This is a genomic window from Nocardioides sp. (assembly GCF_034670285.1).
Taxonomy (GTDB): domain Bacteria; phylum Actinomycetota; class Actinomycetes; order Propionibacteriales; family Nocardioidaceae; genus Nocardioides.
Map to the genome: position 1 here is coordinate 1 of NZ_JAXMNS010000249.1, position 5,714 is coordinate 5,714.

7 protein-coding genes are annotated in these 5,714 nt (G+C 72.0%); 1 reads left to right on the forward strand and 6 read right to left on the reverse strand.

Features of this window, described 5'->3' with window-relative positions; all coding sequences use genetic code 11:
• A partial coding sequence (locus tag VOI19_RS12855) for a helix-turn-helix domain-containing GNAT family N-acetyltransferase (protein ID WP_323793358.1) occupies positions 1-494 on the reverse strand: 494 nt, incomplete at its 3' end.
• A gap of 105 nt (positions 495-599) precedes the next feature.
• Between VOI19_RS12855 and VOI19_RS12860 the strand changes: the two genes are divergently transcribed.
• Positions 600-1,937 (forward strand): FAD-dependent oxidoreductase, encoded by a 1,338-nt coding sequence (locus VOI19_RS12860; RefSeq protein WP_323793359.1) that lies wholly within the window; start codon positions 600-602, stop codon positions 1,935-1,937.
• Between the two features lie 3 nt (positions 1,938-1,940).
• Here the strand turns inward: VOI19_RS12860 and VOI19_RS12865 are convergent, their stop codons facing one another.
• The 5 genes from VOI19_RS12865 to VOI19_RS12885 form a co-directional block, all read right to left on the reverse strand.
• Complete coding sequence (locus VOI19_RS12865) at positions 1,941-2,132, reverse strand: hypothetical protein (protein WP_323793360.1); 192 nt, start codon at positions 2,130-2,132, stop codon at positions 1,941-1,943.
• Between the two features lie 29 nt (positions 2,133-2,161).
• Positions 2,162-2,974 (reverse strand): TSUP family transporter, encoded by an 813-nt coding sequence (locus VOI19_RS12870; RefSeq protein ID WP_323793361.1) that lies wholly within the window; start codon positions 2,972-2,974, stop codon positions 2,162-2,164.
• Positions 2,971-4,350, reverse strand: a complete 1,380-nt coding sequence (locus VOI19_RS12875; protein WP_323793362.1) for an MBL fold metallo-hydrolase — start codon at positions 4,348-4,350, stop codon at positions 2,971-2,973. Before VOI19_RS12875 ends, VOI19_RS12870 begins: the two co-directional genes overlap by 4 nt.
• Positions 4,347-4,673: a rhodanese-like domain-containing protein gene (locus VOI19_RS12880; protein WP_323793363.1), complete on the reverse strand. Its 327-nt coding sequence runs from the start codon at positions 4,671-4,673 to the stop codon at positions 4,347-4,349. The genes VOI19_RS12875 and VOI19_RS12880 overlap by 4 nt, the downstream gene beginning before the upstream one ends.
• Positions 4,674-4,765: 92 nt before the next feature.
• On the reverse strand, positions 4,766-5,614 hold the full coding sequence (locus VOI19_RS12885; protein WP_323793364.1) for a F510_1955 family glycosylhydrolase: 849 nt from the start codon (positions 5,612-5,614) through the stop codon (positions 4,766-4,768).
• Positions 5,615-5,714 lie beyond the last annotated feature (100 nt).

Genomic DNA, 5,714 nt, shown 5'->3' on the forward strand with positions numbered 1-5,714 from the left:
ACCCAGCGATGTCCTGGCAGCCACTTGTCGGCAAGGGTCGCGACGTCGGGAGCCTCGGTCTCGAAGGTCGCGAGGCGGGTGGCGATCCCCTCCGCATAGATCTCGCGGACCACCGGCAGGTCGGCGTCGAGCATCGCGCGGGTGGTCACGTCGGCGGGGAGGTCGTCGAGGCCGCCCGGGGCGAGGGCCGGGCCCAGCGTGCCCATCACGACGTCGGCGGCGTGGGGGAGCCCTGTGCAGCACGCAGGGTTGATGGAGACGAGGCTCGCGGTCCCGACCTTGTCTACCGCCACGAACCCGACCTCGGCGAGACGACGCACGTGGTGCGAGCAGGTCGCCTGGCTGATGCCGAGCTCGACAGCGAGGTCGCCGACCCGGATCGAGCCGCTCGGGGTCGAGGCCACGGCGTGCAGGAGCCGTACCCGGGTGGCATCCGCCAGGGTGGCGAACCAGTCGGCATAGGTGCTTGCGGCAGTCGGGTCGAGAAGGGCCATGAATCGAGCCTAGTGGAAGATCGAGCGACGTCGATGGTTGTTTATATCGATCATGATCTATACGATGAACATCGACCGCCCTCGATCAATCTGGACAGGACTCCCATGACCCCCACCCCGCAGCCCGACCGCCCGCTCGTCGTCGTCGGGGCCGGCCCGATCGGGCTGGCCGCTGCCGCCCACGCCCACGAGCGCGGACTTGCGGTCGTCGTGCTCGAGGCGGGGGAGTCGGTCGGTCACGCGGTCGCGGAATGGGGCCACGTCCGCCTCTTCTCACCCTGGTCCGAGCTCGTCGACGACGCCGCCGGCCGGCTCCTCGAGGCGCAGGGGTGGACCCGTCCTGACCCCGACGGGCTGCCCACCGGCGCCGAGTGGGTCGAGCGCTACCTCGCTCCGCTGGCCGAGGCTCTCAGGCATGGCGGGGTGGAGGTGAGGGCCGGCCATCGGGTCGTCGGTGTGGCGCGCGAGGGGCGCGACCGCCTCGTCGCCATCGATCGCGCCGACGTGCCCTTCGTCGTCCACGTCGAGACCGCTTCGGGCCACGAGGTGCTGCGCGCCTCGGCGGTCATCGACGCGTCCGGAACGTGGGGGCAGCCCGGCCCGCTGGGCGCCGACGGCTACCCGGCGGCAGGGGAGCGCGCGTGCGCCGACCAGATCAGCTACGGCGTGCCTGACGTCACCGACCCGACGGTGCGCGCCCGGCTCGCCGGTCGCCACGTCGTGGTCGCGGGAGCGGGTGCCTCCGCGCAGAACGTGCTCGTTGCGCTCGGGGAGCTCGCCGAGGCCGATCCGAGCACTCGCATCACCTGGCTGCTGCGCCGTGGAGATGCGACCAAGGCATTCGGAGGCGGGGACGCCGACGAGCTCGCCGCCCGCGGCCAGCTGAGCGAGCGAGCCCGAGGTGTCGCCGAGTCGGCGAAGGTCGCTCGGCTCACCGGGTTCCGCACGGCCGCCGTACGACGTGACGACGCAGGTGCGCTCGTCCTGACGGCGGTGAACGGCCGCGAGCTCACCGACGTCGACGAGGTGGTCGTCGTCACCGGCTACCGGCCCGACCACAGCTGGCTCTCAGAAGTGCACCTCGACCTGGACGGCGAGCTGTCGGCGCCGCGGCTGCTGGCGCCCGAGATCCACCCAGCCCACCACTCGTGCGGCACGGTCAGCCCCCACGGGGCCGATCTGCTGCGGCAGCCCGAGTCAGGGCTCTACCTCGCGGGCATGAAGTCCTACGGCCGGGCGCCGTCGTTCCTGGCGCTCACCGGCTTCGAGCAGGTGCGCTCGATCGTGGCCGAGGTCGCGGGTGACCACGAGGCGGCTGCTCGCGTCGAGCTCACGCTGCCCGAGTCGGGCGTCTGCGGTGCCGGACCTGCGTTCGACGAGCAGGTCGGCGGGTGCTGTGGAGCGCCGACGCCGGTGGCCGTGGGCGTCGGCACGACCCGCTGAGGATCAGCGTCCGAACAGCTTGGCGACGAAGCCCTTGCCGGCCCCCGACGCCGCGGGCGCCGACTTCTCGGCGGCGGTGTGCTTGCCGTTGCACCACTGTCCGGAGGGGACGCCGGACTTCACCTGGGCGATGTGCTGGCCGCAGCCGGCCCAGGTGGTCTTCGAGCAGGTCTTGCAGCGGACAGGACGGCACATGGCGTGCACTCCTTCGGTAGTGGGGTGGGTCAGACGAGGGCGGGCAGCGCCTGGGCGGCGGTGTAGACCGCGACACCCAAGATGAGCACCGTGAAGGCGATCTGAAGCTTGTCGGTGTCCACGCGGTCGGCGACCTTGACGCCGACCGCGGTGCTGAGGGTGGCCGCGGCGGTCAGGGCGATGACGATCCCCCAGTCGGGAGAGGTCCCCGAGCCCGCGCGCACCGCGAGAGCGACTGCGCTGGTCATCGTGATGACCACCAGCGAGGTGCCGGCGGCGTAGTCCATCGGCAGCGCGAGGGCCACGAGGAGTGCCGGCACCACGAGGAAGCCCCCGCCGACGCCGAGGAAGCCGGTGAGCAGGCCGACGGCGGTGGCGGTCACGAGCACCTTCAGCGCCTGCGGACACCGGCAGGCGAACGTCGGGCTGAAGGTGATGATCGGGTCGTCGAGCGTGGGACGGGTCTCCGGCGCGGCGCTGCCCCGCACGAGGCGCACCACCATCACGCCGACCACGACGAGCATGAGGACGGCGAAGGAGGCGAGCAGCACCGGTTCGGGGACTCGCGCGGAGGCGAGCGCTCCGAGCGCTGCCCCGCCGAGCGCGACGGTGCCGAAAGCGACACCCCGGGCGAGGAGCACGTGGCCCGCCCGGCTCGCGAAGACCACGCCCATCAGGGACGACACCCCGACCACCACCAGCGAACCGGTGGTGGCCTGCGACGCGCTCTGGTCGAGCACGTAGACCAGCACCGGCACGGCCAGGATCGAGCCGCCGCCCCCGAGGGCACCGAGGCTCAACCCGATGAGCACGCCGGCGAGGATCGCCAGGACGAGAGTCACGCCTCGGGTCCGACGAGGTTGAGCCCGACCGACTCGGCGTTGTCGAAGGAATCGTCGATGGCGACGAGCGAACGATCGGCGGCCGCCAGCATCGAGGCGGCGACCGAGGCGCGATAGCCGCCCGCGCAGTGCACCCAGACCTCCCCGGCGGGGACGTCCTCGAGCCGGTGCCAGAGCTCGTGCAGCGGGATGTTCACCGCGCCGACGATCTTGGCCTTGTCGTGCTCGTCGGTGCGGCGCACGTCGAGGATCACGACCTCGCGGTGGTGGCGCACCTGGGCGAGGTCGGCGAAGGTCGCGGTCTCGAACGAGCCCAGCTCGCGGTCCGTCCAGTCCTCGGGGCTGCCGGTGGCGTGGGCGGCCGGTCGGTCGATGCCGATCCGCACGAGCTCGCGCTGTGCTTCGGCGACGTCGTCGGCGCTCTCGCCGAGCAGGGTCACCGGGGTGCCCCACGTGATGAGCCAGCCGAGGTAGGTCGCGAAGCCGCCGTCGAGCCCGAAGTTGAGCGTGCCGGGTGCGTGGCCGGCTGCGAACGCCGTGCGGTTGCGCAGGTCGACGACCCACTCACCGGCCTCGATGCGCTTGCGGAGCTCGGACGCGTCGGCGACCGCGGGCGCCGAGAGGTCCGGCTCGGACGGCCCGGAGGCGTTCGCCGGGGCCATGTGGGTGTAGTAGGCCGGCCAGGCGCCGAGGCCGGCAAGCAGCTCGTCGACGTAGGCCTGCTCGTCCTGCGTGAGCGCCGGGTTGGCCTTCTTCTCCTGGCCGATGGTCGACTCGGTGGCGTCGGACTGGCTCGCGGCGCAGAAGGAGCCGAAGCCGTGCGTGGGGTAGACGTCGGCCTCGTCGGGCAGCAGGTCGGCCAGACGGTGGGCCGAGGCGTGCTGGTGGCGCACGAGCGCGTCGGTGTGCTCCTCGCCGAGCAGGTCCGGGCGACCGGTCGCCCCGAAGAGCAGCGAGCCTCCCGAGAAGACGCCGACCGAGTGGTCGAGGTCGTCACCGGTCTCGGTGAGGGCGTAGGAGAGGTGGGTGAAGGTGTGGCCGGGGGTGGCCAGTGCGGTGACCCGCATGCGCCCGCCCACCTCGACGGTCTCGCCGTCGGCCACCGGGGTGCGCTCGAACGACACGTCGTCCTCGCCGTTGACGAGGTAGGCCGCCCCGGTGTGCTGCGCGAGGGCGAGGCCACCGGTGAGGTAGTCGTTGTGGATGTGGGTCTCGAAGACGTGGGTGAGCCGCACGCCGTGCTCGTCGAGCAGCGACAGCACGCGGTCGATGTCGCGCTGCGGGTCGACCATGAAGGCGACCTCGCCGTCGTGCACGAGGTAGCTGCGATCGCCGAGCGTGGGGGTCTCGATCGGGACGACGGTGAGGGCACTCATCGGGCACCTCCCGTGGCGGCACCCGTCTGGACGGGGCGGCCGGACTCGACCCAGGCGCTGGTGCCGCCGATCACGTTGACGGCGTCGAAGCCCTGGGCGACCAGGACGTCGGCCATCGCGCTGCTGCGGTTGCCCGAGGCGCAGATGACCAGGACCGGCTCGTCGCGGCTGATCTCGTCGAGGTGGGACGTCAGGCGCCCCATGGGGATGTTGACGGCGCCCGGAGCGTGCCCGGCGGCGTACTCGCCGGTCTCGCGGACGTCGATGAAGCTCGCGCCGTTCTCGAAGGCGGCTGCGGCCTGGTCGATGGTCATCTCACGCATGTGGGAATCCTTCCTGCCCGAAGGGCGGGTTCGATCACCCCGAGGGGGGCTGTGCCACCTACGTTAACACAACCCCCCGGGGGGTTACGAGTTCACCAGGAGGCCACGGCGAAGAAGGTGGCTCCGCCGTCGGTGCTGTGCTGCAGGCTCTCGGTGGTGGCGACCCAGACGTCGTCCCCGGGCCCGGTGGTGAGGGCCTGCACCTGGGTCCGGCCTGCGACGCCGCGGCGGTCCCACTCCACGAGATCGTCACTGGCGTGAACGGCGCCGTCCGGAGCGACCCCGACGAGGGTCCCGTCGTCGCTGAAGTCGACCAGCTGGAGCAGGGGTGCCGATGGCAGGGCGGTGAAGGACCGGCCGGCGTCTCGGCTCACCTCGGGGCCGCCGTCAGTCGTGGCGACGATCGCCGAATCGTCCGCGGCGAGGTCGTAGGCGTCCGTGCCGCTCGCGCCCTCCACCCATGTCGCACCTGCATCGTCGCTCACCTGCAGTGCCCCCAAGGCTCCGTCGTAACCGACCACACCGCCCGACCAGGCGTCGAGCGCATGGAAGTCGGCCTCGCCCGCCAGGGAGACCGAGCGCCAGGTCTGCCCGCGATCCGTAGATGTGATGAGGCCCAGTGCCATGGGGCCCTCCTCGTCGTGGCCGGGATGGCCACTTGCGAAGAGCCGACCGTCGGGTCCGACGGTGAATCCCATCAGGTCGGTCGTGAGGTCGCCGACCTTGGTGAGCTCGCCGTTCGCGTAGGCCACCAGCCCGGTGTGGGTGGCGATCAGGACTCGATCGGGGTCGGCCGGGTCGACGCCCATGCCGTGGACGTGGGAGACGTCGACCGCTCCGCCCGCGCCGGGCGCAGCGCCGTCCCCGCTGGCCCCGTCGTTGCCGCAGCCCGACAGCAGCGCCAGCACCGCTGCGCAGCCCGCGATCGCGGAGCGCCTCATCCGATCAGCGCCTCGAGGGTCTCGATCTCGGCCGTCTGCGACTCGATGATGCCCTCGGCCAGTGCGATGGCCTCCTCGTTGACGCCCGACAGATCGGAAG